This is a genomic window from Bythopirellula sp., assembly GCF_041737835.1.
GTDB lineage: Bacteria > Planctomycetota > Planctomycetia > Pirellulales > Lacipirellulaceae > Bythopirellula.
In genome coordinates, this window is record NZ_JBGSQY010000072.1 from 415069 (window position 1) to 438426 (window position 23358).

The 23358-nt window shown below is 55.8% G+C and carries 23 protein-coding genes; 15 read left to right on the top strand and 8 right to left on the bottom strand.

The features are described 5' to 3' along the window. Positions 1–858, bottom strand: coding sequence for a bifunctional methylenetetrahydrofolate dehydrogenase/methenyltetrahydrofolate cyclohydrolase FolD (gene folD / locus AC6T8Q_RS21120; protein WP_500680963.1), 858 nt, complete (start codon positions 856–858; stop codon positions 1–3). A 66-nt stretch (positions 859–924) separates the two neighbouring features. Continuing rightward, a complete protein-coding gene (locus AC6T8Q_RS21125; protein WP_496920593.1) occupies positions 925–1452 on the bottom strand; it encodes a phosphatidylglycerophosphatase A family protein in 528 nt (175 codons plus the stop codon). A 138-nt stretch (positions 1453–1590) separates the two neighbouring features. Here AC6T8Q_RS21125 and AC6T8Q_RS21130 point away from each other — a divergent pair, with 138 nt between their 5' ends. Further along, positions 1591–3291 (top strand): NADPH-dependent assimilatory sulfite reductase hemoprotein subunit, encoded by a 1701-nt coding sequence (locus AC6T8Q_RS21130; protein WP_500680964.1) that lies wholly within the window; start codon positions 1591–1593, stop codon positions 3289–3291. Positions 3292–3385: 94 nt separating this feature from the next. Then, entirely contained in the window at positions 3386–3649 is a 264-nt protein-coding gene (locus AC6T8Q_RS21135; protein WP_500680965.1) for a hypothetical protein, read from the top strand. 64 nt (positions 3650–3713) lie between these two features. Here the strand turns inward: AC6T8Q_RS21135 and AC6T8Q_RS21140 are convergent, their stop codons facing one another. After that, positions 3714–3962 (bottom strand): hypothetical protein, encoded by a 249-nt coding sequence (locus AC6T8Q_RS21140; RefSeq protein WP_500680966.1) that lies wholly within the window; start codon positions 3960–3962, stop codon positions 3714–3716. A gap of 489 nt (positions 3963–4451) precedes the next feature. Between AC6T8Q_RS21140 and AC6T8Q_RS21145 the strand changes: the two genes are divergently transcribed. From AC6T8Q_RS21145 to AC6T8Q_RS21170, 6 genes are all read left to right on the top strand, one after another. Continuing rightward, on the top strand, positions 4452–5369 hold the full coding sequence (locus AC6T8Q_RS21145) for an NAD(P)-dependent oxidoreductase (RefSeq protein WP_500680967.1): 918 nt from the start codon (positions 4452–4454) through the stop codon (positions 5367–5369). A 92-nt stretch (positions 5370–5461) separates the two neighbouring features. Then, positions 5462–6430 (top strand): hypothetical protein, encoded by a 969-nt coding sequence (locus tag AC6T8Q_RS21150; RefSeq protein ID WP_500680968.1) that lies wholly within the window; start codon positions 5462–5464, stop codon positions 6428–6430. 53 nt (positions 6431–6483) lie between these two features. Then, on the top strand, positions 6484–6876 hold the full coding sequence (locus tag AC6T8Q_RS21155; protein WP_500680969.1) for a GxxExxY protein: 393 nt from the start codon (positions 6484–6486) through the stop codon (positions 6874–6876). A gap of 39 nt (positions 6877–6915) precedes the next feature. Then, positions 6916–7278 (top strand): nucleotide pyrophosphohydrolase, encoded by a 363-nt coding sequence (locus AC6T8Q_RS21160; protein WP_500680970.1) that lies wholly within the window; start codon positions 6916–6918, stop codon positions 7276–7278. Between the two features lie 19 nt (positions 7279–7297). Next, positions 7298–8404, top strand: a complete 1107-nt coding sequence (locus tag AC6T8Q_RS21165; RefSeq protein ID WP_500680971.1) for an ATP-grasp domain-containing protein — start codon at positions 7298–7300, stop codon at positions 8402–8404. After that, entirely contained in the window at positions 8401–8883 is a 483-nt protein-coding gene (locus AC6T8Q_RS21170; protein WP_500680972.1) for a YfcE family phosphodiesterase, read from the top strand. Before AC6T8Q_RS21165 ends, AC6T8Q_RS21170 begins: the two co-directional genes overlap by 4 nt. A 75-nt stretch (positions 8884–8958) precedes the next feature. On the opposite strand, the gene rimI is transcribed toward AC6T8Q_RS21170, so the two are convergent. The 3 genes from rimI to AC6T8Q_RS21185 form a co-directional block, all read right to left on the bottom strand. Further along, complete coding sequence (rimI, locus tag AC6T8Q_RS21175; RefSeq protein ID WP_500680973.1) at positions 8959–9495, bottom strand: ribosomal protein S18-alanine N-acetyltransferase; 537 nt, start codon at positions 9493–9495, stop codon at positions 8959–8961. Positions 9496–9911: 416 nt separating this feature from the next. Beyond that, on the bottom strand, positions 9912–10139 hold the full coding sequence (locus tag AC6T8Q_RS21180) for a DUF2542 family protein (protein WP_500680974.1): 228 nt from the start codon (positions 10137–10139) through the stop codon (positions 9912–9914). Positions 10140–10242: 103 nt separating this feature from the next. Beyond that, a complete protein-coding gene (locus tag AC6T8Q_RS21185) occupies positions 10243–10575 on the bottom strand; it encodes a hypothetical protein (protein ID WP_500680975.1) in 333 nt (110 codons plus the stop codon). 504 nt (positions 10576–11079) lie between these two features. Here AC6T8Q_RS21185 and AC6T8Q_RS21190 point away from each other — a divergent pair. The 3 genes from AC6T8Q_RS21190 to AC6T8Q_RS21200 all read left to right on the top strand — a co-directional run bounded on the left by AC6T8Q_RS21190 (position 11080) and on the right by AC6T8Q_RS21200 (position 12732). Then, the gene (locus AC6T8Q_RS21190; RefSeq protein WP_500680976.1) at positions 11080–11940 is read left to right on the top strand and encodes a glycosyltransferase family 2 protein; all 861 of its coding nucleotides are present in this window, start codon (positions 11080–11082) and stop codon (positions 11938–11940) included. Positions 11941–12022: 82 nt separating this feature from the next. Further along, complete coding sequence (locus AC6T8Q_RS21195; RefSeq protein ID WP_500680977.1) at positions 12023–12262, top strand: hypothetical protein; 240 nt, start codon at positions 12023–12025, stop codon at positions 12260–12262. After that, positions 12259–12732: a putative toxin-antitoxin system toxin component, PIN family gene (locus tag AC6T8Q_RS21200; RefSeq protein ID WP_500680978.1), complete on the top strand. Its 474-nt coding sequence runs from the start codon at positions 12259–12261 to the stop codon at positions 12730–12732. The genes AC6T8Q_RS21195 and AC6T8Q_RS21200 overlap by 4 nt, the downstream gene beginning before the upstream one ends. Before the next feature lie 11 nt (positions 12733–12743). On the opposite strand, the gene AC6T8Q_RS21205 is transcribed toward AC6T8Q_RS21200, so the two are convergent. Next, positions 12744–13907, bottom strand: coding sequence for a GNAT family N-acetyltransferase (locus AC6T8Q_RS21205; RefSeq protein WP_500680979.1), 1164 nt, complete (start codon positions 13905–13907; stop codon positions 12744–12746). Between the two features lie 179 nt (positions 13908–14086). Here AC6T8Q_RS21205 and AC6T8Q_RS21210 point away from each other — a divergent pair, with 179 nt between their 5' ends. From AC6T8Q_RS21210 to AC6T8Q_RS21220, 3 genes are all read left to right on the top strand, one after another. Continuing rightward, the gene (locus AC6T8Q_RS21210; protein ID WP_500680980.1) at positions 14087–15088 is read left to right on the top strand and encodes an NAD-dependent epimerase/dehydratase family protein; all 1002 of its coding nucleotides are present in this window, start codon (positions 14087–14089) and stop codon (positions 15086–15088) included. A 65-nt stretch (positions 15089–15153) separates the two neighbouring features. Beyond that, positions 15154–16485: an ATP-dependent 6-phosphofructokinase gene (locus AC6T8Q_RS21215; RefSeq protein ID WP_500680981.1), complete on the top strand. Its 1332-nt coding sequence runs from the start codon at positions 15154–15156 to the stop codon at positions 16483–16485. A 35-nt stretch (positions 16486–16520) separates the two neighbouring features. Next, a complete protein-coding gene (locus AC6T8Q_RS21220; protein WP_500680982.1) occupies positions 16521–17498 on the top strand; it encodes a hypothetical protein in 978 nt (325 codons plus the stop codon). Between the two features lie 162 nt (positions 17499–17660). Here AC6T8Q_RS21220 and AC6T8Q_RS21225 read toward each other — a convergent pair whose 3' ends face one another. Continuing rightward, the gene (locus AC6T8Q_RS21225) at positions 17661–18941 is read right to left on the bottom strand and encodes an outer membrane protein assembly factor BamB family protein (RefSeq protein WP_500680983.1); all 1281 of its coding nucleotides are present in this window, start codon (positions 18939–18941) and stop codon (positions 17661–17663) included. Positions 18942–19382: 441 nt separating this feature from the next. Between AC6T8Q_RS21225 and AC6T8Q_RS21230 the strand changes: the two genes are divergently transcribed. Then, complete coding sequence (locus tag AC6T8Q_RS21230) at positions 19383–23321, top strand: hypothetical protein (protein ID WP_500680984.1); 3939 nt, start codon at positions 19383–19385, stop codon at positions 23319–23321. Positions 23322–23358: the final 37 nt, after the last annotated feature.

A 23358-nucleotide genomic window follows, 5' to 3' on the forward strand; every position in this document is an offset into this window, starting at 1 on the left:
TTACGTTGAACTTCGTCGCGCTGCCGTCAGTGTGTTCACCAGCAGCATCACACGTGTTAAGGGCCCCACGCCGCCGGGGACGGGGGTGATCGCGCCCGCGACTTCGCTCACTGGTTCGTAATCGACGTCGCCCACGAGTCCTGATTCAACCCGATTGATGCCGACGTCGACGACCGTCGCGCCGGGGCGGACCATGTCGGCGGTGATAAAGTTGGGCTTGCCGATGGCCACAACCAATATATCCGCAAGCCGTGTGACGCTCGGCAAATCGGCTGTGCGGCTGTGGCAGAGCGTGACCGTGGCATCGGCCCCTTTTTGGGCGAGCATAATTGAGAGCGGCTTACCGACAATATCGCTGCGACCCACAACCACGACGTGCTTACCCGCGGTCGGAATGTTGTTACGCTTCAAAAGCTCTACCACCCCATGCGGCGTACAAGGCAAGAACACCGGCCGGCCTTGGACGAGTCGTCCCACATTCTCAGGATGAAACGCATCGACATCTTTGTGGGGACTCACCGCTTCGAAAACGGCTTCGGTATCGATCTGCTTGGGTAGTGGCAGTTGCACGAGGATGCCGTGAATGCGGGAATCTTCGTTGAGCTGTTCGATAACCGTGAGCAGTTGTTCCTGCGTCGTCTCAACCGGAAGTTTTTCGAGGACACTAGCGATACCGACTTCTTCGCAGTCCTTACGTTTGTTACGGACATAAACTTCGCTCGCCGGGTCATCGCCCACGAGCACCGCTGCGAGCGTGGGGGTGATACCCGACTCTTTATGGAACGTAGCCACTTCGTCGGCCAACTCGCGGCGAATTTGCTTGGCCAGATTTTTGCCGTCGAGAATTTGAGCGGACATGGCAGGAACTTCAAGAACAAGAAACACTGCTGGGCAAGCCAGCAGTGGCACCCAATCGGCAATAGTTTAACTCACAACTATCGGAGTGAGCAGGCCCCAGGCGTAGGTCTGGTCGAGTCCCTGCAGAATCCACAGCGTGAGACACGCATAACACGCGGCCGCGGCGTCGTCGGCGATCACGCCCCAACCGCCGGGCAGTTTTTCGAGATTCCGCGCAGGCAGCGGTTTGGTAATGTCGAACAACCGAAACAGCAGCCAACCGACCCACAGCACCCGCCAATTGGTCAGCCCGCTGGCCAAATAAACGATTGGCAGCACGGCGATTTCGTCGAGCACGATTTCCTGCGGGTCGTCACCACCAATCATTCGCACAGCCCGCGAACAAATATTCGTCGCGATGAGTCCCACTACTAAGGTGGCGATAACCTGCCAACCGAGGGTGGGGAGTTGAAAAATGGCCCATGACAGGGGCAGGCCCAAGAGGCCTCCAACGGTCCCTGGAGCGGGGGTCACCAGCCCAATGCCAAATCCGGTGGCAATCCAGACGGCGAGGCGGTCGGTCAGCGAGGGGGCGTAGCGGAGACGGCGTTTCATGGGCGGCATCCTAAACGCCAGCACGTTTTCCGACAAGCGAGCCAATATGGTCGAACGGCGGCCTTCCGAGTATCATGCACTACTTGGGATTTTGACTGAAATAGGCAATCTGTGCGGGGCGGAGACCACTCGAACGAGATGAGCGAAGAAACTATCGAAAAGCTGAGCCCGGTTGAGCATATCAAACAAGAAAGCAATTTCCTGCGCGGCACGATTGCCCAGGAATTGGCCGACGGCTCCGACCATTTTGGCAAGGAAAGCATCCAGCTGCTCAAGCATCATGGGATGTATCAGCAGGACAACCGCGACGACCGCAAGTCGGGCAAGTCGTTCAGCTTTATGGTCCGCACGGCGATCCCGGGTGGAATGCTTTCGAGCGAACAATTGCTAGCCGAAATCGACCTGTGCGACGAAGTCGGCAACACGACGCTGCGGATCACGACTCGTCAGGGGCTCCAGCTTCATGGCATTCTGAAAGACGATGTCAAAAAGACGATCCGCCGCATCAACGATATTCAGCTCACGACGATTGCCGCCTGCGGCGACGTGAAACGCAACGTCATGTGCTCGCCCTGCCCCTACAAGGGCGATCCTGTGTACGACCAAATGCAGGAAATGGCCGAGCAGATTCAAATTCATTTCACGCCCCACACCGGCGCTTATCACGAGCTGTGGTTGACGGACGATTCCAACGGTGAGAAGCAGCTGGTCGATTCGTCGAAGCCCGCCGAGGTGGAACCGATTTATGGGCCCACCTATTTACCGCGCAAGTTCAAGTTTGGCATCGGGCTCCCCGGCGACAACAGTGCCGACGTTTATTCCCAAGACTTGGGCCTCTTGGCCATCTGCGAGCATTGGAAGATCGTTGGCTACAACGTGCTGGTTGGCGGCGGTTTCGGCACGACCCCCAGTGCCAAGAAAACCTTCCCCGCGATTGCACTGCCAATGTGTTTCGCGACGCCCCAACAGGCCATGGACGTGATGACGGCGATCGTCAAAGTCCAACGCGATTTCGGCAACCGTGCCGACCGCAAGGTCGCGCGTTTGAAGTATTTGATTCACGACTGGGGAATCGACCGCTTTAAGCAAAAGGTCGAAGAGTATTACGGCGGATCGCTCCCCGCCCCGCGGCCGGCGCATGTTTATGGCTTTAACGATGGCATGGGCTGGCAAGCCCAGGGCGACGGCAAGTTCTTCTATGGCCTGAACGTAGAGAATGGCCGTATCAAGGACGAAGGAGACTACCGCCTCAAAGCCGCCTTGCGCGAAATCTGCGGCACAATGGCTCCACCGCTGCGGCTCACGCCGCATCAAAGCATTATCTTCTGCGATCTCAAGGAAACCGACCGACAGCCGCTCTTAGACACCCTGCGGAGTTATGGTGTCCCGCTTACCGAAGAGATCACCAACACCCGCCGGTGGTCGATGGCGTGTCCCGCGCTCCCCACGTGTGGCCTGGCCATCACCGAAAGCGAACGCATCTTGCCGACGCTGGTCGATCAACTCGAAGCGGAACTTGCCAAGCTGGATCTCAGCAATGAAGTCTTCACGATGCGGATGACCGGCTGCCCCAACGGTTGCGCACGGCCTTACAACTCGGATATCGGCTTGGTCGGCAAGACGGCCGGCAAGTACACGGTCTTCCTGGGTGGCCGCGTGATGGGCGATCGCTTGAACTTTATCTACAAAGATCTTGTTCCCGAAGCCGAGGTGATCCCCGCGCTGGTGCAGGTCTTCCGCTACTTCAAGGAAGCCCGCGAAGCAGATGAATCGTTCGGTGATTTCTGCCATCGGCAGGGGCTTGAGAACCTGCTCGCCAAGTGCGACGTACCGGTTTAGCAGAGCAAGTCCAGACCATGGCTTCCCGGTTGTGCCTGTGATACGCTATCGTGCTGTCGATCAGGTTCCTACGGCAAACGAGGCAGGTGTCGCGATGACATGGCTCTTCGAACGAATGATTGAAACCGCGGCGTGGGTCGCGTTTATTCTCGGCATCGTCTTTCTGTGCGAAGCCGTTTGGATGCTCGTGGAATGGGCCCGCCACATGAACGTTGAAGGGTCGAAAGAATACCTGATCCAGAGCGGCCAAGCCGCGGCGTCGTTCGTGGCCTCGGCCTTGGCGATGGGTATTCTGGCCTGCATCGATCACTATGTGTTCGACTACGAAGATCGCATCGCGGCTCAAGATCGCAAGTAATCTCAGCGATGGCTGAGATCTTTTGGTCTGCAATTCGTCGCCAGTATTCTTATTGATTGGCTACTTATTGATTGGCGCTGACGGGGCCTTCCACCAGTTGGCGGATTTCGCGACGGCGGGCCAAGCGGCGCTGGTGATGCCGCATCGCCAAAAAACTGGCCCGGACAGTACGACCGGACTTCATGGCGGCTCGGGTGCGACGATTGAGCTGCGAATGATCGACCAAAAGCCGCAGATGATCGGTTGTCTCTTGGACGAGGTTCTGAATAAAGCCGACCAGGATTTGTTTCCACCGGGGAAGCTCAGGCGTCATAACCACCTCACGGGGTGAACTTGACGGCCAGTCAACCGCGACTTGCCGCAGGACACATGGGTTCTCATAAACTCAATTCTGACATTAAAACACGTTCTTGTCACTCGTAATTGGTATCGGTTCTTCCGAATCTGTATTCTAGGCAACCAAGACAAAGTAAGCCGAATTGCTACTAAACGTGGCGAGTTTTCACCCTGGAAGTTTTTACCATCACGGCTTTCCACACACCGATTTGCCAATTTGAGTTTTGGGACACACCTTTGTCTATCCGATAGACAAGTGACGCGACAACTTGTCGCGATCAAGAAAAAGGCCCTCACCACGCATCGGGGCAGGGGAGTTAGCAGACAATGCATAGCTTCCTATGTGGTGAGGGCTTTTTTATGCGCTGTTCAAAATATCCGAGCCGGATAACCGAGCGGATGACCGAGCCGGGACAGCTCGGCTATATTGGGGGGGTGACCTGTCTGATTCCGCAAGGGCCCTGCCATGACTTCTCGTTTTTCGCCTGAAAGAACTCGTATTGGCTGGATCGGCACCGGCGTGATGGGGTCGAGCATGTGTGGCCATCTGCTCGCCGCGGGCTATTCCGTCACCGTTCATAATCGCACGCGGGTTAAAACAGAATCTCTCCTGGAAAAAGGTGCGGTTTGGGCTGACACGCCCCAGCAAGTCGCCGAGCAGGCCGATGTCATCTTTTCCATCGTGGGCTATCCCCACGACGTCGAAGAAATCCTGCTAGGCACACATGGAGCGCTGGCCGGCTGCCGTGCAGGTTGCGTGCTTGTTGACATGACGACGAGCAAGCCCTCACTGGCCATGCAGATCGCCGAGGCGGCCACCCACCAGCAAGTGATCTGCATCGATGCGCCCGTCTCTGGTGGCGACGTAGGGGCACGCAATGCCACGCTGTCGATCATGATCGGCGGCGAGCGCGAAACGGTCGAAGCCTTGGCCCCCTGCTGGGAAGCGTTGGGGAAAACCTGGATCTGGCAAGGTGGACCCGGTGCCGGCCAGCACACCAAGATGGTCAACCAAACGCTCATCGCCACGAACATGATCGGCGTCTGCGAAGCGTTGCTCTACGCCTATCGGGCTGGACTCGACCTCCACAAGGTCATGCAATCAGTCTCCACCGGGGCCGCAGGAAGTTGGTCACTCGCGAACCTGGGGCCACGCATAATCGCGGGCAACTTCGATCCTGGCTTCTTCGTGGAGCATTTCATCAAAGACATGGAGATCACGCTCGAGGAAGCCCACCACATGGGGCTCAAACTCCCCGGCCTTCAGCTAGCACGCGAGTTGTACGGGCGACTTGCCGAGCGGGGCCATGCCCGGCAGGGAACTCATGCGCTGATGCTCACGCTGGCGGAGATGTCGGGCGTTGATTGGCGAAATCGGGAATGAGTGCTAAGCCGCGAGCGGCGGCTCACAATTGACGGCTAGCCGACAAAAAACTACAGTCACGCCGCAAAATTCTCTTCCCCGGGGTCGCGGCCATGAAGTCTTCGCAATCGGAATCAGTAACCGGTACTCCCGGTTCGTTGCCGACCTGTTTGAAGGTGCTCGTGATCTCGACGCCGCAGCGGAACGTGAGCTGGTTGGCCGAAGCATTTGCCGCTGATAGCGCAACGCAGGTCATGCTCACCGAAGTGATCGGCATCACTGCGGGCCTAACCCGTCTGCGTGATGAGGAATTCGATGCCGTGCTTGTCACACACGAGCCAGGTCAACTCGATGCCTTGGATTTTGTAGAAGGCCTACGTGCCGGTGGCAGCGAAGAACCGATGCTCGTGCTGGGTTCGCTCCCACCGCAAGAGATCGACGCCCTGTGCTACGAAGTGGGGGCCGACGACTATTGCTGCGTGGCCGAAACCACTGTTCGTGGTTTGTTGTGGAAGTTCTCGCGCGCGATCGAACGCAATCAACTACTGCGCGAGAACCGCCGCCTCGTGCATGCCCAAAAGCAACGGCTCAAGCAAGAACATCTGGAAGCGCAGCGACTGCTCGAACAGCAACGTCAATTGATCGCTGATTTGGAATCGCTCGGCAAACCGCCCGTCAAAGAATCGACGGTTGGCGTCGATGGTTTGGATGATTGCCTCGCAAAAACGGCCACGTGCATGGAACAGGTGACGACCGATTTGCCCGCCGCGCTGGTGTCGCACTATCGTGAATTATTGCGGACATACGTCATCATGGGCGTGGGAAATCTGAGCGGCGAAATGGCCAAGCTCGCCGACTTGCTCGCGAGCGCCGAAGTCTCGGCCCAACGGGCTTTGCAACTTCACGTCGCGGTGCTGGAAGAACTCGTCGAAGGCCTCGGCACCCGCTCCGCTCGGCACGTGATGAATCGCGCCGATCTGCTGGCCCTGGAAGTGATGGGGCATCTGGCAGATGGCTATCGCGCACGGCTCTGCGAAAGCCGAAATCCACCCCGGCAGCAAATCCTGCCCTTCGCCGCTTAGGGCGAAATTCTGTTACAATCGAGTCTCACGCAGAGGCGCGGGGGACGCAGAGTATGTCTCAGATGACTCACAATGAAATTACTGCCGTGATCATTGATACGGCCATTGAAATTCATCGCAAGCTAGGCCCAGGGCTTCTTGAATCTGTGTACCGAAGAATACTTGCTTATGAACTGAGCAAGCGCGGCCTCGATATTGTCGAAGAAATGCCAATTCCTGTTGATTGGGAAGAAGTCCATCTCGATCTCGGCTTCCGAGCTGACCTGCTTGTTAATCAGATGGTTCTGGTTGAACTTAAGTCTTGTGAAGCCATCCATCCCGTCTATAAAAAGCAACTACTAACTCATTTACGTCTTACTAACAAACAAGTGGGCCTTTTAATCAACTTCGGTGAAGAATTGTTAAAAAAGGGCATTCACCGTATCGTCAACAATTACTCCGAATAATTCCTCTGCGTCCCCCGCGCCTCTGCGTGAAAAAAACTAATGAACGATTCAAAAACAACCATTGCCGAGCTTCGCGAAAATATCCGTCAATTTGTTGTCGAGCGTGATTGGGAGCAATTCCACTCGCCCAAGAATCTGGCGATGGCGTTGGCGGTGGAAGCTTCGGAGTTGATGGAGCATTTTCAGTGGATCGATATCGGCGAATCGCGCAAACTCGCCGAAGATCCTGCCAAGTTGGCGGCCATTGGCGAAGAACTGGCCGACGTATTGAGCTACACGCTCGCGCTGGCCAACTCGCTGAACATCGATGTTGCCAGCACTCACCGCGACAAAATGCGGAAGAACGTCGCGAAATATCCGGCCGATCAATTCCGTGGCCGCTTTGGCACGAAGGGCACGTGATTCGCACAACCATGGTCGCATGAACTCTCGCCCCCGAATCGCCGTCGTCGGAGCCAGCGCTCGCGGGTGTGCGTTCTCGCTGTTGCGTGCGGGTTGCGAAGTCGTGACGGCTGATCTCTTTGCCGACTCTGACCTGCGGCGAGTTTGTCCCGCCACGCAAATCACTGATTACCCGCATGCGCTCGCCGATTGGTTGGCCGAAACAACCTGCGATGGTTGGCTCTACACCGGCGCGCTCGAAAACCATCCCGATCTGATTGACCGCATGGCCAAGTTACGGCCGCCCATGGGAATCCGCGGTGACGTGTTACGGCGCGTACGCGATCCGTTGTTATTGCAGGAAGTGGTCCGCGCGGCCGGACTGAATTTTCCGGAAACCAAACCGTGTGATGGTTCACCTCCCGGTGATGGTGACTGGCTCCACAAGACGGGCCAAGGTGGCAACGGCAGCGGAGTCAGTCGCCTTCCAAACGAGCCGCCAACAGTTGGTTACTTTCAACGCTTCATCCGCGGCGAATCGGGCTCGGCCATTTTTGTTGATGGGGAACTTCGTGGCATCACGCGGCAACTTATTAAAAATCCATTCCAATACAGCGGCACGCTGGCTCCATGGGATTTTTCATCTGAAATCGTCGACGAGTTCGCCATGCTCGGTCGTGTGTTGTCGACCATGGGGCTACGCGGTCTGTTCGGAGTTGATTTTGTGTTCGATGACAACCGACCTTGGATCCTCGAAGTGAATCCCCGCGTGACGGCGGCAGTAGAAATCGTGGAACGAGTGACTGGCGGGAATCTACTTGCCGAACATCTTGCTTCGTTTGGCATGGTCGTTGAAGCTCCGCCGCTGATAACAGTTCCCGCCGCAGGCAAAGTCATTCTCTACGCCAAGCAGCCGCTCTTGATTTCACCAGCGATGAGCGAGCAACTGCTTAGCCGCACTGGTTCGCTCGAAGCCCCACTGCTGGCTGACATTCCCCATGCAGGCACCGAAATTTCCGTGGGCGAGCCGATTCTCACGGTGTTCGCGCGTGGCGAAACATTGGAAAATGTCGAACAGGATCTACGCCGGCAAGTTCTGGCCTTGGAAAACGAACTTTATACGGAGAGCGTCGGGAGGCACGTATGAGAATTGGCATCGTCAGCGACACACACGGCCACGTGGGCAATACCTTGGCCGCGGTTCACATGCTTGAAAGCTTGGAAGTCGAGCGCGTGCTGCATTGCGGCGACATCGGCACCGAGGAAATCCCCGCGTTCTTCAAGCCGTGGCCGACCGACTTTGTCTTTGGCAATTGTGATTACCATCGCGAGGAGCTTGCCTCCGCGATCAAGCAAGCGGGGCTCACCAGTCAGGACGTGTTTGGCGATCTGAAGATCGGCGGACGACGGATCGCGCTCTTGCACGGCGACGATCACAACAAGTTTTTTGATGCCCGCACGAGCGGCGATTACGATTTGGTCTGCTATGGCCACACGCACGTCGCGAAGCTTGAGCGCGTGGAATCCACGATGGTGCTCAACCCGGGCGCGCTTTACCGCGCGAATCCGCATTCGCTCGCGATCGTCGATCTCGACACGATGCACGCCGAGATTATCAACCTGTAGTTAGCCGGCATCGTCCCGATGCCGTGCATGGTTTGTTGAGCGTAACGAACGGCAGTGGGACACTACCGGCTAACACTAACCCGCCAAACGGTCGATGCGATTGACCGGGAACGAATCGGCGAATTCTTCGGCGGCGCATTGAAATTGCATCACGTACGCATCTTCGGGCGAATCTTCGTAGTACGAACGCAACACGTTCGTCGCGCGGAAGCCGACTTTCTTGAAGAACAGCTGCGCGGGCAAGTTCGTTTCCCGCACTTCGAGCGTGATTCGCGTGCGACGCTGGCTGGAAAGTTTGCTCGCCAGCTTGTCGGCCATTTGCCGACCGATGCCGCGCTTGCGGATTCCCTTGGCGACGGCGAAGTTCAAGATGTGCAGCCGCGATTTGTGCAGCTCGTAGATCATGAAGCCGACGACTCGCTCGCCATGCTCGGCGACCATGCCGATGCAATTGCGTTGCCGCAGGCAGCGAATGAAATCTTCTTCGTACCAAGGGAACTCGAAACTATCTTGCTCGATGGCAAGCACTTCGGGCATGTCGCGGCGGATCATCCACCGGATATGTACGCGCACTTGTTGATCGGTCGATTCGCTGCTCGTTTGGCGGCTCATATCGGCCTCCTTCCGTGTCGGCCTATCGCAATTCAGGGTTTCTGAAATGGTTTCTGTGTTGGCACCGTCACCGGCGGCCGTGGCAAGGGCGTCAGACCGAGCCATCCAATCGCGGATTCTGCTCAGCCAACCCTCCGGCGTCGGCGTGTTACCGTCGTTCTTGCGATCCTCGTGTCGCATCCCACCGTCGCCTCATGCTGAGAAAAGCTATCCCAAAGGACTATCCCAAAAGGACCTCTCGACGAGTGGAAAGGAAGGCTACCAAAGTTGCGAAACGCTGCCAAGCGAGAATCAGCGGCCCCGGAATTCCGGCAAATTCAAGCCCGCTAGCACCTGGGGAAGATGTCGACTTGGGGGCTGAAGGTGAGAGGAGGCACTAGGGGTGGGGATGTCTGTGATTAAGTGTTGCTGGTAAGTTACCAATCTGGCGTGAAGAAATAGAAGTAGATGCCCATAGCAAGCATTACTATCCCGAGTGCAATCTTGCTACCGACGCCGATAAAAAATCCCGTCGGGTCTTTCTCCCTGCTGGGTCGGTAGCCCTTACTCATATGCCCGTAGCCTTTGCGCCAATCGCTCCAAGCTTCGCGCAGCGCGAAAATCGCTATTGCAGAACACATTCCAATTGTAAAAAGGAACTTCAACTTATCACCATGTCAGTCGCTGCTAACCGTAACCAGCAATTCTCGCACGGTCCAGCGGTGATTTGCAACAGCGAGTCTGTGCGTCATATGCGACTAAGTATTCTTAGCGAGACTCTTTTAACTTCTGTCCAGTTGAAACTCCTGTCATAGTCAGCGAGTAACTCTTGCCACTCGATTTGTAACTAAACCCTAAAAGCAGCGACCTGTCGCCACCATCAGGATACTTTAAATCGAGATCGCTTAGTGAATTTGGATACTGACCATGCTTTTCATGGTACATAGACAAAGACTCCACGGCTTCTGTAAATAATGCACGTTGCGAAGACTCTTTGGCTACAAGTTTTGCGTCTGCAAAAACTCGTCCTAGACAAGCAACCAAAGCAATTCCAACGACAACTGCAAGAGAAGTGGCAAATCTTGAACTCGATGGCTTCATCTATTCCTTTGACCTCTACCGGAGATTTAGTGTTGCTAATGTGGCTTAAGGTAAGGAACCACGTACGTAACGATCCCCCAGCAAAGAATCAGTCCGATGATGATGGCAGATAACAACCCACCGGCCGTCTGCCTGCGCTTGATAGGCTGACCGCAGTTGGGGCATGATTCCGCGTTTCTCGAAACCTGTTTGTCACAATCGGGACACGCCATTAGGTTTTGTGCTGCCATTCAGAATGCCTCTCTTCAATGTGACTGAAACTCAGTGGCAATTCTCGCACGGCTCCGCATCACTCACAATCCTTTTAATCCGCTCGGCACGGTCGCACTGATTGCAGCAACCACATCCGCGGAGAACATGCCGCAGGGGGATCGATTGCCCCGGCACCCGCCCTGGCGTGGGGTAAAGTTGTGAGGTGACTTAGCACGCTGCGTCAGGCTTAAGGGTTGTGCCTGATCTGCCGCGTGCCGTCCCGCCCGCCTTGCCTCCCCACCGAGCCGCATCATGAGCACGTCGACCGAGAATTTGCCCAACGAACAAACCAAAACGCTGAGCCTCCCCGCCCCCACGGTGGATGTCAGCTATGTTGAGCGGCTGGAAAAAACGCTCAGCGCGGCCGAAGAAGCGATCCATGATCTCGCTACGCTCGACGCACTGCCGCCTGCCGTGCAGCGCAAGGCAACGGCGCTTGCAGTGTCGGTGGTGATTCCCGTTTATAATGAACGCGAAACCATCGCCGAGATCGTGATGCGCATCCGCGAAGTCGGCCTGCATACCGAAATCATCATCGTCGACGATTACAGTCTCGACGGCACGCGGAGTGTTTTGCTCGATCTGGCCAAGCAGCCCGACGTGAAAGTGTTGTTCCACGGCTACAACCGCGGCAAAGGGGCCGCATTGCGCACCGCGTTCGCCGAAGCTCGCGGCGATGTCATCCTCATCCAAGACGCCGATCTGGAATACAGCCCCCGCGATTACGCACTGCTGCTCAAGCCATTGGAACTCGGCACAACCAATGTCGTGTACGGTTCGCGCTTCCTGGCCAATGCCGAGCAGGATCCTTCGCGGCTCCATCGGCTAGGGAATTGGCTGCTGACCAAATTCTCGAACTTCCTCACGGGCCACGAACTCACCGACATGGAAACCTGCTACAAGGTCTTCCGCCGCGAACTGCTCGAACAGTTTGACTTGGAGCAAGATCGCTTCGGCTTCGAGCCAGAGTTCACCGCCAAGCTCTCCTGCATTGGCGAAACGATTGTCGAAGTCCCCGTCGGCTACGACAGCCGCGACTACAGCGAGGGCAAAAAAATCGGCCTCCGCGACGCAATCAACGCGATGTGGTGCATCGTGAAATACCGGCGGTAGAGCGGATTTGAGTCAGTAGCGGCCAACGTGATATAATGGGACAGTGATATAAATAGGATCACGGAGAATTACTATGTCCCTGATGATCGAAGTTCCCGACGATCTGGCCGCCCAGCTTCAAGAACGCGCCGCCGCGATTGGTAGCATCCCCGAAAAGGTAGCGATTATCGCTATCGAGCAGCAGCTTCGCGCCAACGAACAGTTAGAAAAATCTCTCGCACCGGTTCGCCAAGCATTTCTTGAGTCGGGCATGACCGAAGATGAAGCGGTTGATCTTTTCGAGGCAGAAAAACACGCGATGCGCCGTGAAAGAGCCCTATGACACGCGATCGCATTGTGTTCGATTGCAACGTCTACTTTCAAGCTCTTATTGGACCAAACGGTCCTGCCGGAGCTTGCTTAGAAGCCGCTGAAAAGTCGTCGTTCGATCTATATGCTTCGGAATACGTTCTGAAGGAACTTAACAATGTTTGTATGCGACCGGGACTAGCTGCGAAGTTTGGCTTTACGCCTGCTCGTGTCACGGACTTTCTACGTTCAATCCGTCGATTTGCTATTCTTCTCGACAACATTCCACACGTGTTTACCTATCCACGTGATCCGGACGACGAGCATTACGTCGATCTCGCCGCTGCCTGCAACGCCCATCTGATTGCCAGTCGTGATCGAGACTTGCTGGCCCTCAACGATGTGAGTACAGAAACCGGCAAACAGTTTCGCCTGCAGTTTCCTGACTTATTGATCATGACGCCCGATCAACTCTTAGCGCGAATTCACGACGTAAGCGAATAAAGCTAATCCTTTTATTCCTGCACCATGAACTTCGCGTTGGCCGTGGTGTCCTTCGGCCCGTAATCGTAGAAGCGGTAGCGTTTCGTTACTTTCGCACCACCTTTTTTGAGGGTCTTGTAGGAAAGGTCGTTGCTTTCGAGCACCCAGGAGAATTCCGCTTCGTTGATGCCCCACTTGAGGGCGTCGGGCACCAGCCGTGCCACGAGCGCGATGCCGATCCCCCAGCTTTGATACTCGGGGAGCACGTTGGTGCTGATCAAACGAATCCGCTTGATCGCCTTGCGATTGCCCAGCAGCTTGATGAATCCGAAGGGGAACAACTTGCCGTCGATTGCTTTAATCCGCGGGTTGTAATCCAAGAGGCCAAACATCGTCCCTACCGGTTTGCCGTCGATCTCGGCAATCGTGGTCAACTCGGGGACGATCATCTGCTTGAGCCCCGCCGCTTGTTTTTTGACTTCCCCTTCCGACATCGGCACAAAGCCCCACGTCGAAACGAGCGACTGGTTGTAGATGTCGAGAAACGATTTCACATCGCGGTCAAAATGCTTCGTACTCATCGGGCGGCATTTGAGCGGAAAACGATCGAACAGGATCTGGCTCATCGAGTGCAGCCGCTGCGAGACCTCTTCGAGCATGCTGATGTGGCCCCAGAATGCAAAAGCGTCTTGCGCTTTGCGGAAGCCGTAGTTCTCGATCAGCCGCCCGTAGTAAGGCTTGTTGTAGGTCATCATGAACCAGGGAGGATCGTCGAACCCTTCGACCAATAAGCCACACTCGTAATTGAGCGAAGGATTCAACGGACCACGGATTGCTTCGATGCCCCGTTCGGCGAACCAGGCTCGCCCCGCGTCAAATAATCGGCCGGTGACCTCTTCATCTTCCTCGGTTTCAAAGAAACCAAAGAAACCCCGTTTCTCTTTGTACCAGCGATTGTGGGCATGATTCACAAACGCCGCGATCCGGCCGCAGGGCTTGCCGTCGCGGAGCGCGACAAATGTTTGAATCTCTGCGTCGTCGTAGAACGGATGGTATTTGTAGTTGAGCAGCTCTTTTTGCACCAAACGCAGCGGCGGCACCCAATGGGGATCGCCCCCATAGTGATCCCAGAGGAAATTAAAAAAGAGCTTGCGCTCGGCACGCGTGGAGACAGGGATGACTTCCAGTTTGGGCATAGCCGCGATTTATCTGGCGGATGAGGGGAACAAGCGAATTGCCACTGTAATCGGCTGAGTGCGGAACGGTCAATAAATGAATTCTCGCCTTCCGGCTCGGACTGCTCTTGACGCACAAGCAAATCGCCGCAAATTTTGAAGACATTGAGCGCCGAGAACTACGTAATCGGAAGGGTATTATGCAGCGAGCACTCGTCACCGGGGGGACCGGCTTTGTCGGTTCCAATCTCGTGGCGGAACTGCGCGCGCGAGGCGATTCGGTTCGCTGCCTGATTCGCAATCCTGGGCGTGGTGGCGATCTCGCCGCGATGGGTGCGGAATTGTGCGCTGGCTCGCTGCAAGACCCGCAGTCTATCGTTCGCGCGGTGGCCGATGTCGACGTCGTTTATCATGTTGCCGGGCGCGTGGCGGCTCTGAAACGGGCGGAATTTTTCGTCGACAACGTCGAAGGAACACGCGCGGTCATGCAAGCATGCTCCGAGTGCGACCAGCCCCCGACGGTGGTGATGGTCAGCTCGCTTGCCGCCGGTGGACCGAGCCTCCCCGGCACGCCTCGCCGTGAAACGGATGCCAACGTTCCGATATCGGCCTATGGCATGAGCAAGCTCGCCGCGGAACAGGCCGCCACGGAATTCGCGGACCGTGTGCGTCTTTCCATTATCCGTCCGCCCGTCGTGTTTGGCCCTGCGGACCGTAACAGCTTGCAGTTGTTCAAAAGTGTGTGGTTCACACACTTGCACCTCGTCCCCGGCCTGCGACGGATGCCGATGTCGCTTGTGCATGTCAATGATTTGTGCACGGGGATGATCGAACTTGCTGAGCGCGGTTCGCGCGTAACTCCCAAAGATCCGTCAGCCGGCATCTATTACATCACCTCGGGGCCCACTAGCACTTACAGCGACATGGGCCGACTCGCAGCCACGAGTTTGGGACGAAGAGTTCTTGTTGTTCCCACACCGAAAATCATCTTCTGGCTCACCGGCGGCATGGGCGAGGTCTTCGGCCGTCTGCGGAAACGTCCCGTGCTACTGAATTGGGATAAAATGCGCGAAGCTGTCGCTAGCGGATGGGAATGCAGCGACGAGAAGCTTCGCCACGAAGTGGGCTACCAGCCGCCGCTTTCCCTCGAACAACGCTTTGCTGATACGGCCAATTGGTATCGCGAGCATGGTTGGCTCTAACCGCTTGCGGCTGAGCGGTTACAGGGGACAATAAAAGCTTTCCCGCAAGACCCCAAAGCCGCGCCATGCATCAGCTCCCCGATCTCACGCTCGAACAACTTAACGTCGCAACACTAGGTGAAGCGACGTTTCGTTCGCCGCTACCTCTGTCGTTCGTTTCGGGTGACGACATTGGCGATTTTGTTTCGGACCGGTTTCGATTGTATTACGAACCGCGTTTCGTGCCGGGTGAGCCCGTGTGTGATTTGTCGTTCGAACTGGCCGGTCCTCGGCATAAGCTGTTCTTTGATCCGACGAAAACGTGCGCGGCCATTGTCACGTGCGGTGGACTTTGTCCCGGCATCAATAATGTAATCCGCAGTCTGGTGCAGGAACTGACACTCAACTATGGCGTGCCGCACGTGCTGGGTATTCGCTACGGCTATCAGGGACTCAACCCTGCCGAGGGCCGCCCGCCCGTCGAACTTACCTACGAAGACGTGGAAGACATCCATCACAAGGGGGGCACGATCCTCGGCACCTCACGCGGCCCGCATGAATCGCAAGTGATGGTCGATTTTCTTGTCAGCCAGGGGATCAACATCCTCTTTTGCGTCGGCGGCGATGGCACGCAGCGCGGTGCTCATGAACTATCTGAAGAGATCACCCGGCGTGGGCTCGACATCTCAGTTGTTGGCATTCCGAAGACGATCGATAACGACATTAAATACTGCTACAAAACGTTCGGTTTTGAAACCTCGGTGGAAGAAGCGGAAACCGTCATCGATCGGGCGCATGTCGAGGCCAAGTCGGTGCTCAACGGCGTGGGACTCGTAAAGCTCATGGGCCGCCACGCCGGATTCATCACCGCGGCGGCCGTTTGTGCCAGCGGCGAAGCCAACTTCGCCTTTGTGCCCGAAGTGCCGGTGCAGCTTCATGGCCCCAACGGTTTCCTGGCCGCGCTCGAACGCCGGCTCGCAGTCAAGGAACACGCCGTCGTCGTCGTGGCCGAAGGAGCGGGCCAAGAATGGCTCGACGAATGCCCCACGGGGCACGATGCCTCGGGCAACAAAAAACTGGGCGACGTTGGGCCGTATCTTGCCGAGGAAATCAAGAAGCATTTCAAGGATCACAAAATCCCCGTCTCGGTGAAATACTTCGACCCAAGTTATCACATTCGCAGCGTGCCAGCCAACGCAGCGGATAGTTTATTGTGCGCGCGATTGGCACGCGCCGCGGTCCACGCCGGCATGGCAGGCAAGACCGACGTATTGATTGGCCTCTGGCACAGTCATCTCATTCACGTGCCGCTCGCACTCTCGAGCGACGCCAAAAAAGAAATGTCGCTCGAAGGAGAGTTGTGGACGTCGGTCCAAGCCCTCACCGGGCAAGAGAAGTGGTATAAAATGAATATTTGAGACTTTCAACGTATCCATCGTCTCAAGGAATAACGATGAAATGCACTTTGCACTCTTTCTGTGTTGCAGCTCTCAGCATCGCTTTTTTCTCTTTATCGAACGCAGAAGAGATCAAAAAATCTGGCAAAGACGACAAACTTAAGTCTCAGATTGCAGATATTTGGAAGGCTCAAAAGACATCGTTACATTCCATTATTGTCAAGTGTCGACAATTTCATCGAAAGATTCCCGATGGCCACGACTTGAATCGCGATGATGTAAGAATGCTACTTGCAACTGCCGATCTAAAAGACAATGAAGCATTAAAAGACTTCGCAGTGGCTCTCAACCCAGACCTTAAAGCTTTAGATCCACCATGGCAAGAAATGCAGGTTTGGCTAGATGGCTCCAAAAGTCTAGTTAAAAGGACTGCTGCCGATAGTGATATAGAGGTGACGGATTCCTTTGGACTCTATGACGTAAGAAAACGTATTATTGGCCCTGGAGGACGCCAGCAAATTTCGATTCTTCCTCAGGGAAAGTTAATTCCACGACCTATTCATTTGGAAGATCTTCGTGTCTTGCCATCTTCCAAAGTGTTGAACGTTCATGAGCTCGTCCTAGCAATCTCTAATCAAGATGAAAAGCAAGTCGTGCTTACGAAACCTCGTTCCGAAATCAAAGTCAACCCCAAGACTGGATTTGTTACGGAGATAAACAGTGGCACATATGGCAAAGGGCCGTATATAGAAACACTACAATCTACTCCAATGACCTTTGAAAACGGGGTGATCTTACCAAAGATATACTTTCAAGGTAGATATCGAGGAGACAGGCTAAGATCGTTTCTTTTGAGAATTATTGACGAAGCTATACCAAACGCAGACATTTCAGAAGATATTTGTTTAATCGCCGCTAGTCCGTTAGATACGGTAGTCGATCAAACCACAGACACACCTCGTGTTTTTACGCCGCCTTATAACACAATCGATGTTCTAGAGCTAATGCTCCCTCGCCCTGCCGATGTTCGATAGCTTTCCGAGAAAAAACCCTTGTGAACAGGCTGCGGAAAGTCAACATAAAGCCCTCACCTGGCAAGAGAAGTGGTACAAGCCTGACTCATCACAACCATCCCGCTAGCCGGAGAGCCACGCTCTCCGGGCTGCGTAGCGGCTATGGCGTAGGGAGAGCCTCACCTACCCTTCAAAATCAAACGGATTCTCGTCGCCGCTGCTGTCTTCTTGGAACGGCGTCGCCTCGTCGGCGGGCTCTTCATCCAACGGCTGGGTCGGTGCCACGGGAACTTGTTCCACGGCAGGTGCCGTTTCGGCGGCAGGTTCGCCTTCTTCCTTAGCCAATTGGCGATACATGGTCGGTTCGTTCGCGCCGATCTCATGGAAGGCTTGCACCAGGCCGCGACTGTTCACCAGAAACACGCGGTCGGACTGCTCGTTGAAAACCGCCCGATAATTGGCACCTGGGAGCGTGTCGATGTATTTGCCCGTTTCAAAATCGACGATCACTAGGCGTCCCCTGTCGTCGAGCCCATAGACGTGCTTACCACCCTGCGCCACAAATTGTGTAATGTTGGGGACCGTCCACAATGGCTCGCCAGTTTGGGAATTCATGGCATGCAGCATTGGTTCGCTGGAAGTCGCATAGAGCCGGTCGCCCACCACCGCCGGGCGGCTCGTGCCAACATAACCCATGGCATACCGCCAACGTTCCTTACCACTCAATTCGTCGAAAGCATAGATATTGCCATCCGCGGAAGTGACGTACAAAAAAGGATCAGCTTCGGTCGGGGGTGCTGTCGCGGGGGAAGTCGTTTCTATGCGGTACAACACTCGTGGCCTGTTGGCGTTGCCCACATACAAGAAACCACGCTGCGTCGGCCAAGTGACAACCTGACCACTCGCGGTCGGGCTGTGGAAAATCCGGCCAATCGATTGCGAATACCAGGGGTTGGCTTTGGGTTCGTCGAGCTTATAACCTTCGATCCGGCCATTGAAAAATGAAACGTAGGCGTACTCGTCGCTCAGTGCTGGGGCTGCTGCAGGGGCGCTACCCAACATGCGAGACCACAGCAATTTTCCTGTCGACCGATCAACGACATACAAATTCGCTCCGCTCACCAACGCGACGTAATTGTCATTTGCCGCAGGCCCCAAGGCGAGCATGTCGAGCGGTCCGACTTGAGTCACCCACAAAGTTTCGCCCGTCTCGGCATTGAACGAATGCAGCGCCCCACCGGTGGTCAAAGCCAACAGATTGTCTTTGTAGAGCAGCCAATTCTCCACGCGATGCCGTGTGACGTCGAGTTGCACTTGCCCAAACCAGGATCGCTCCAACCCAGCGGGGGTCGCCATTTCATAGCTGACAAGCGACTCGCCCACGAGCAGGGATTGAGCGAACAAGCAAAAGGCAGCCATCGTGCTTGCTAGCGAGACAAACGAATATCGAGACGGGGCAGTCATTGCGGGTATTACTCACACGGTGAAGATCAGGAAGTCTGTTACGAGCGAAACTATGGTAAACGAAAAGTTAACCCAACTGCTCGTGCCGGGACTGTTCAGGCCGGTTCCATTCTAATTACAGGGCCTCGCGGTGACAAAACGCTCAATTGCGCATTTTCCGAAGTTTTCCCAAAGAGTTGGCTGCTTTTCGCACCTAGACCATCGACCCCGTGGTTCCTTACCATGGAGCAGCGCGTAAAACTTGTGGGCAGACTTGGACACCATATTTTAAGCATATTGAGGGTAGCGCCTTGAGTTGCGTTCTTGGTTTGTTGGTCTGCCCTGTTCGATTCCAACAACTACCCTGAATGCCCAATTGTGAACTCACCCAGCTCTCAATCTGATTCCTCGCGAGACTCTCTGTTGGAGGAGATTGTCGGGTATCTCAATTTCTCGTCCGGGGTGAGCGATCCGAAATTCCTGCGAAATCTCAACGAATTGTTTCGTAGCCTCGATGAAGTGGGAGACGAAGCCCTGGCCCTGATTGGCCAACTTCTGACCCAAACCATCGAGCGTCTCAAAACAAACGGGGGGGCCTTTGCCGACACGACCCAGGCGGATGCCGTCATCAGAATACTGATTGAGCATTTTTTGCCCGAGTATCGGGAATTTCATCGTGATTTGCTCTTTCATCAGGAATCCTACGACTTGTGGCAACCCTTTTTCGTTGGACGGGCCTGCGAAGCGATTTTGTCGCAAGGGTCCCCTTGGGACGAAACCGACCGCATCGTCGCGGGCGCGCTTGAACAAATCAACGATTTCGTTGGGTATCGGCCTGTCGCGACCCTCGAGTCGGGAAGCCTCTCGGAGCCTTATCCGCACGAATTCGTCCGGCCGATCCCGCTATACATCCGCGGAGCAGGTGTGGCGATGGGCCGCTACGAACGGATCATCACGCTCGCACTCAATATCCTTGCCAACACCGACGAGCACTTGCTCGGCAAGGCGTGGTTCGACTTAGATCGCTTGGAAGAGATCGCCCTCGACCCGCGTGCTTATGATTTCGATCACCCCGTGAACCGCCGCCCCAATTATCACTTTGGGCAGTGGGACCCGCATCACATCACCGGCGACGGATTTTATAGTCGATTTGTTTTGCAACAAGTGACGCTCGATGCGTTGTTGTCGCGCTGCGAATCTGAGACGTACCCTGAAGATTCCGATGAAGAGGAATGCTGGCTCGAAGCAGCTTCAGTGTTGGCTGGTACGATGTTGATGGCCGCAGGCACCAGCGGCGACGGTCCCACGCGTCACGATTCCAACGTCACGTTGTCGACGCTGCTCCCGCATATCGCCAATTATCGGGATGAATTCTACGAGCAATTGCTCAGCCAAATTGAAGGGGATCATGGGAGTCGCTTGTTGGAAGAAGCGGAGCGCTTTCGGCAACCCTTCGGCGCGGCGCGGCAACATTTGAATCACGAGCTCGCCCGGCGACGCGCTTTACAAATGCAGCGGGTTCACTTGGCTTATTTGTACGCTCGCCTGGGTTACCCCGCAGCAGCTCAACGCCAGGCCGATTCCGTGCGCGTTCCCGCGGCCCGCATGTTGAGCGAAATCTATTGCCGACTCACCGAGGGGCACGACGCTATCGACAACGGCGATATGGCGCGCGTCGTCGAAAATCTGCAGGAAATCGAACATCTCACGCACCGCGCGATCGAATGCGGTGCATTGGTCGATCCTTGGAACGTGGTCGGTTTTGCCGGCAATTTCTCGCTCTTTCCGGCCCTTGAAAACAGCGTTCACGATTGGCGGGTCGACGAACTGATCGAACTTGTCGAGCAAGTGCTCGACCTATGTGCGCGGGCGTGGAGCGAATCGGCCGCGGTGGACGACGCCGAGATGGAGAAAGTTTTCTCGACCATGCTCGCGCGGCTGACCCTGTGGTGGGATCAATACGCCACGTACTCGGTTGAAGGGGTCAATCGGCTCGTTGCCAAAGAGATCGAAGTTTCGGCCAATCTCGTGGCGGGGGCCCTCAATGCTTGGCACAAAGCGGGGGCGGCCTCGGGCGACGTCAGCTTCTGGCGGATGTTTGTGGATCAATTCGACAATTCCAAAGCCTTTGAGTTGGTGATCGAGGCCTTGCTCGACCACGGCGACACCGTCGCTTCAATGGCTTTGATGATGCAGTGGGTCAGCCAGAAGGATCGCACGCCGCTCGAAGAGGGGGAAAGCTCGTTTCGACGATTGTCGTTCCGCTGGCTCGCGACGGTCGAAGAACTGCAAGAAGAATCGGGCGTTAATCGGTGGCCTGAAGTGGTGCGCTTCTTCGATTTTCTGGAAGCGAATGCCGAAGAATATTGGCAAGCCCCTTCGCTGATGCTCGACGGCACGTTGGGCGAATTGTTCGACGATCTCGACGACGTCGAATACTTCGACGACGAAGACGACGATGAGGCTGAACTCGACGAACACGAGGAGGACGACGAAGAGAGCGAACTCTTCGATGCCGCGTACGACGAAATGGTCTTCCGCGATTCCTCTGACGATGGCAACGAAGGGGAAATCTTCGGCGAGAGCGTCGACTACGAGGATTCCGAATGGGAGTTTGAAGTTCAACGCCTCGAGCAGCGGCTCGATTTTCTCTCGACGGTCGCCAATTTGTGGAAGCACGCGGTGATTGTCTGGGGCGGGCATGCCACCGAGATTATCGTCGCCGACAATATTTCGAGCCCCGCGGAGCTCTTTGAAGCTTGGTTGGGACAGGCCAACAAGAATTATGCCAGCCTTGTCGAGTTGCTGGAAACGGTGCATCGTTTTCATTTTGCCTTGCCCAGCGGTTCGCATGATTCGCTCGCCGAATACGATCGCTTACGCACCATCAAAGAATCACTGATTCAAGAAATCATCACCACCTGCGTTGAAACAGCTGACGCTGCCCGGTTGCTCGCGGCCACGCGGGGTGCCCGTTCACTGGAATCCGCGGAACCCTTGGTCGAACCGATTGATTTGCGCTCGGTGGAGATCCTACAAAAAGTACTCGCGGGTGATGCCGCAGACGTGCGGAAACTATGGCCCGATTTTCTTGAATCGCTGCGTCCGCAACCGCTATTGTATGTGCCCCATTCACGCGGCGGTGAACCCCGGCAAATCGTCAACACCCGTTGTTTGCAACATTTGCTCAACGACCTGTTGGGCTGGCTGCCGCAACTCGGCATGATTCGCGAAACCTGCCAACTCTTGGAACTTGCCCAACAGATGGAAAGCGAGCATCCCGTGGGGCAGGGGGCCGTCACCGAGTTCGACCGTCTCTTTGAAAATGGCTATCAAGCCATTGTCCGTTCCATGATCGCGTCGGCCGAACAATGGGATAGCGAAATTTCCGAGGACGATTCGCAACACGCCGACCACTTGTTGATCGATGCCTTGCAACTACTAACCGAAGGGCAATTGGATCGCTGGCTGCAACATAGCCGCACGTTGCGATTGAGCGTCGTCGAACGGCTCTCCGAGGAAAAAGATTGGCAGCGCTTCGTTGAGTTCATCACTCGTTACGGGGCCGACATTTTCGATCACCGCTTGATGAGCAGTCTGGGCAATTTGCGCGGCATCTTGCATCAAGGGGTCGACACGTGGCTCGAAACGCTCGAAGAGGATCCCGACGCCGAAGACGATATGAAACTCATCGGCGAGCTCGACAATGGCTGGCCGCGGGAAGAGGCCGCTGAATTGCTCACGCTCGCGATTGAAGCGGTCGTCGAAAACTATCGTGTGTATCGCGACTACAATACAACGACCACCCAATCGGACCACGGCGAATTGCTTTATATGCTCGTCGACTTCTTACGGCTGCGGGCGACCTACGACCGAGTGGCCTGGAATTTGAAGCCGGTGATTTGGGCGCATGAGATTCTGATTCGTCATCGCCGATTGCTGGCTGCTGAAATCTGGTGCCAGGCCTTTGCCGAACGAACCACCGACGCCGCCGATTCCCATCAAGCGCGGCTCGAACGCTTAAGTAAACAATACGGCATGCGGCTCGCCACGATTGCCGACCGCATCGGCGAGCGCTTCGTACGACCGCTGTTGATCGACCGCGTACGGGCACTCGTGGAACCCGCGCTCACGGCTGAGGGCTCGGCACGCCAAGAAGCTTTCGATGCCCTCGAACGCGAGATCGCCAGCCTCGCGAACGAACCCTCCGGCGCGGGCTTGGATTTGCCCGACTGGCTCGCGGCGCTCGAAGATGAAGTCACATCCGCCCGCTCGCGATACAGCTATCATTCGCTCACGGATCGGCTCAACAGCCGCATTGGCCAAGTGCGTCTCACTTGGAGCGAACTGCTGGAACAATTGGGCGACGAAAGCGTCGGCCCAGAATCGGCGGAAAAATAGCCGGTTTCGTTTTATCGACGCGAACGCCTCGCTAGTT

Bases quoted from the DNA above. Each gene is read 5' to 3' on its own strand.
- AC6T8Q_RS21130 (WP_500680964.1), top strand. From the start codon at position 1,591: ATGAGCGAAGAAACTATCGAAAAGCTGAGCCCGGTTGAGCATATCAAA.
- AC6T8Q_RS21210 (WP_500680980.1), top strand. From the start codon at position 14,087: ATGCAGCGAGCACTCGTCACCGGGGGGACCGGCTTTGTCGGTTCCAAT.
- AC6T8Q_RS21160 (WP_500680970.1), top strand. From the start codon at position 6,916: ATGAACGATTCAAAAACAACCATTGCCGAGCTTCGCGAAAATATCCGT.
- AC6T8Q_RS21155 (WP_500680969.1), top strand. From the start codon at position 6,484: ATGTCTCAGATGACTCACAATGAAATTACTGCCGTGATCATTGATACG.
- rimI (WP_500680973.1), bottom strand. From the start codon at position 9,495: ATGAGCCGCCAAACGAGCAGCGAATCGACCGATCAACAAGTGCGCGTA.
- AC6T8Q_RS21190 (WP_500680976.1), top strand. From the start codon at position 11,080: ATGAGCACGTCGACCGAGAATTTGCCCAACGAACAAACCAAAACGCTG.
- AC6T8Q_RS21125 (WP_496920593.1), bottom strand. From the start codon at position 1,452: ATGAAACGCCGTCTCCGCTACGCCCCCTCGCTGACCGACCGCCTCGCC.
- AC6T8Q_RS21165 (WP_500680971.1), top strand. From the start codon at position 7,298: ATGAACTCTCGCCCCCGAATCGCCGTCGTCGGAGCCAGCGCTCGCGGG.
- AC6T8Q_RS21195 (WP_500680977.1), top strand. From the start codon at position 12,023: ATGATCGAAGTTCCCGACGATCTGGCCGCCCAGCTTCAAGAACGCGCC.
- AC6T8Q_RS21225 (WP_500680983.1), bottom strand. From the start codon at position 18,941: ATGACTGCCCCGTCTCGATATTCGTTTGTCTCGCTAGCAAGCACGATG.
- AC6T8Q_RS21150 (WP_500680968.1), top strand. From the start codon at position 5,462: ATGAAGTCTTCGCAATCGGAATCAGTAACCGGTACTCCCGGTTCGTTG.
- folD (WP_500680963.1), bottom strand. From the start codon at position 858: ATGTCCGCTCAAATTCTCGACGGCAAAAATCTGGCCAAGCAAATTCGC.
- AC6T8Q_RS21140 (WP_500680966.1), bottom strand. From the start codon at position 3,962: ATGACGCCTGAGCTTCCCCGGTGGAAACAAATCCTGGTCGGCTTTATT.
- AC6T8Q_RS21170 (WP_500680972.1), top strand. From the start codon at position 8,401: ATGAGAATTGGCATCGTCAGCGACACACACGGCCACGTGGGCAATACC.
- AC6T8Q_RS21135 (WP_500680965.1), top strand. From the start codon at position 3,386: ATGACATGGCTCTTCGAACGAATGATTGAAACCGCGGCGTGGGTCGCG.
- AC6T8Q_RS21185 (WP_500680975.1), bottom strand. From the start codon at position 10,575: ATGAAGCCATCGAGTTCAAGATTTGCCACTTCTCTTGCAGTTGTCGTT.
- AC6T8Q_RS21205 (WP_500680979.1), bottom strand. From the start codon at position 13,907: ATGCCCAAACTGGAAGTCATCCCTGTCTCCACGCGTGCCGAGCGCAAG.
- AC6T8Q_RS21200 (WP_500680978.1), top strand. From the start codon at position 12,259: ATGACACGCGATCGCATTGTGTTCGATTGCAACGTCTACTTTCAAGCT.
- AC6T8Q_RS21220 (WP_500680982.1), top strand. From the start codon at position 16,521: ATGAAATGCACTTTGCACTCTTTCTGTGTTGCAGCTCTCAGCATCGCT.
- AC6T8Q_RS21215 (WP_500680981.1), top strand. From the start codon at position 15,154: ATGCATCAGCTCCCCGATCTCACGCTCGAACAACTTAACGTCGCAACA.
- AC6T8Q_RS21145 (WP_500680967.1), top strand. From the start codon at position 4,452: ATGACTTCTCGTTTTTCGCCTGAAAGAACTCGTATTGGCTGGATCGGC.